This is a genomic window from Acidovorax sp. KPB24-03 (assembly GCF_057546605.1).
This window is the reverse complement of sequence record NZ_BAAJYR010000568.1, coordinates 1-1,799: the sequence shown is the minus strand read 5'-3', so window position 1 is coordinate 1,799 and position 1,799 is coordinate 1. Positions and strand designations below refer to the sequence as shown.

General features: G+C 71.2%; 1 protein-coding gene and 1 pseudogene. Both read left to right on the top strand.

The annotated features are described in order from the left end of the window. Window positions 1-315 (top strand): annotated as a pseudogene (locus AC27KI_RS24020) (hypothetical protein); the annotation flags it as partial. Next, window positions 312-1,454 carry a DUF2169 family type VI secretion system accessory protein gene (locus AC27KI_RS24015; RefSeq protein WP_487116242.1) on the top strand — a complete coding sequence of 381 codons (1,143 nt, stop codon included), beginning with the start codon at window positions 312-314 and terminating at the stop codon, window positions 1,452-1,454. The pseudogene AC27KI_RS24020 and the gene AC27KI_RS24015, both read left to right, overlap by 4 nt. The last annotated feature ends 345 nt before the right edge of the window (window positions 1,455-1,799 follow it).

Below are 1,799 nucleotides of genomic sequence, written 5' to 3'. Positions count from 1 at the left end.
GTGTTCGCGGCCAACGGCTGCACGGGGCTGGAGCCGGCCCACATCACCCGCTGGACGGACGCCGCGCTCAAGGACCGCCTCTGGGCGCTCGATGCCATCCGCATTCGTTCGGGCGGACCGATCACGCAGACCCATCGCCTCGCACCAACCTTCGACGTCGGCCATGCGCTGCGAAGCTGGCTCTACGTGGAGCATGCGGCGGTGACCCACCGCCCGTTTCCGCTGTCCCATGAAGACCTTGCCGCACGGCAGATGGCCGCTGTGGAAACCGTGCAGCTCATGGACAGCCTGCAAGCCGATCCGCCCGCGCCATGACGTGCCCGGTCCTCAACCACACGCCGTTCCGCGCTCAGGTCTTTCCGCACCGGGATGCGGAGCGGCGCAGCGCGGCCCTGGTGATCGTCAAGGGCACATGGCAGCTGGCGGCCGCCCCGGGCCTGCCGCCCCGGCTCGCGGCGGCGCAGGACCAGGCTGCCATCTTTCGCGAGGGTGTGCGCCAGACACTCGGCAGCCTGCCCCTGGACGCCGCCCAGGCCGCCGCCATCGCACCCCGCGCGCATGAACTCTGGACCTGCCTGGAATCCGAGTACGTGCCGCCCAAGCCCCGCTTCGATTGCATCGTGAACGGTTGGGCGGTCGCATCGCAAGGCCGGCCCTTGCCAAGCATCGACGCCGCGGTGGACTACCTGACCGATGGCGGATCGCGGCGCCTGATCGAACTGCGCGCGTTCGCGCCACGCACCTGGCTGCCGGAACTGGGGGCCATCGGCAGGCTGCGCGCCTCTGGCGAGGCCACCGCGTCGCGCATTCCGCTGCTGCGCCCCTTCGCCTTCGGCGGGCAGGAGAAAGACCCGCAGACGGGCCATGTGAACGCCTTCGAGCCCAACCCGGAAGGCATGGGCTGGTACCGCAGCGCGGCCGCTGCCCGGGGCGCGCCGCTGCCGTGGATCGAACCGCTGGACCGGGCCATCACCGCCTGGGACGACCCCCTCGAACCCATCGCCCTCGGCCACGTGCCCCCCCACCACATTCCACGCCGCGACCTGCAGGGCACCTTCGGCGACACCTGGCAATCGACCCGCGCGCCCGACCTGCCCGAGGACTTCGACCCGCGCCACCACAACGCCGCGCCCGATGCGCTGCAGCTGCGCGAAAGCCCCCGCCCGGGCCATGCCCTGGTCCTGCACGGCATGTCGGAAGGGGGCCCGTTGTATTTCACGTGGCCCCCGCTCGCGCTGACCGTGCAGGCAGAGACCGCCGGCGGCACCCTGCTCCCACCCCAGGAACTGCGTTGGGACACGTTGCTGGTGGACACCGCAACGCAGCGCGCCTCGCTGCTGTGGCGCGCCGTGATCGTGCCGCCCGCGCTGGAGCGGCTCGGCCTGGTCAACGTCACGGCCCACGCCCGCGCGCCACGAGCGGCCTCTTCGTCTGCGGCCCTCTCCCTGAATTGAATCGCTTCGACATGTCCACCCCTTCCATGGCCCCCGCCACTTCCGCCGCGCCAGGCCTTTGGCACATCGCGCACGCCGGCGCCATCACCTCGGCCGGCACCAGTGCCTGGCAATCCGCTGCCTCATGGGTCGGTCAGCAAAAGCGGTTCCAGAAAAAGATCCACCCCGACGTCGCCCCCAGGCAATCACCACCGCACCGTGCCCGGAGATCACATCGGGCGCAGTGGGCATATCCCCGCCCCGCCCGGCTGCTCGGTGCCGCCCTTGGCCGACGTGGTGTTCTTCGATGGCACAGCCGGGACACGATGCGGAGTGGGCCGCTCCCGCCCGTATGGCGCTGGCCCT